This window comes from Arthrobacter sp. sptzw32 (genome assembly GCF_059089735.1).
Window position 1 is genome coordinate 1 of sequence record NZ_JBNHEZ010000021.1, and the last position, 601, is coordinate 601.

Here is a 601-nt window from a genome sequence, read left to right on the forward strand (position 1 = left end):
CGCGATCTCCAGCAGGACCGGGAGAGGGTAGTCAGCCTTGAGGGAAACGACGGCCTGGACCTTCAGTGTCGTCCCTGATCCCTCAAGGCCCGCAGTTTTCCCAGGTACGCCACCTCCGCGTGGAGCCGCTCGTTCTCCCGGCGCAACCGTTCCAGTTCAGATAACTCGGCCGGTGGAGGTGGGGCCGCGGACTTCGCCGGCCTGCCTTTGGCCTTGGGACGCAATGCCTCCGCACCATCACGGCGATACGCCCGGACCCACTTTTGCAGCACCTGACGCGAGGACAAGCCCGCCTCCACAGCCAGGTCCGGGCCGGTCTCACCCGCGAGGAACCGCTCCACTAACGCCAGCTTGAACTCAAACGAGTACGACTTTGCCGGCTTACTCACCAGCACTCCTTGACCATGAATCCTCCACCGCCCATACAGTGCCCTGACCGGCACACAAGGCGCCTCAAGCAAACGAGCCGCAGCCCGGTACCCAACGCCCTTCTCAAACCACGCTACCGCGGCCTCACGCTGGACCTCAGACAAAGAACTATTAGCACGCATGAAACTGCTCCCCGGAAGTCGAAAACTGAATTTCTCAGTCCAACTTCAGG

The 601-nt window shown here is 62.1% G+C and carries 1 protein-coding gene; it reads right to left on the reverse strand.

Features of this window, described 5'->3' with window-relative positions; translation table 11 throughout:
* Window positions 1-62 precede the first annotated feature (62 nt).
* On the reverse strand, window positions 63-389 hold the full coding sequence (locus AC5RVN_RS17420; protein WP_494041439.1) for a transposase: 327 nt from the start codon (window positions 387-389) through the stop codon (window positions 63-65).
* Window positions 390-601: the final 212 nt, after the last annotated feature.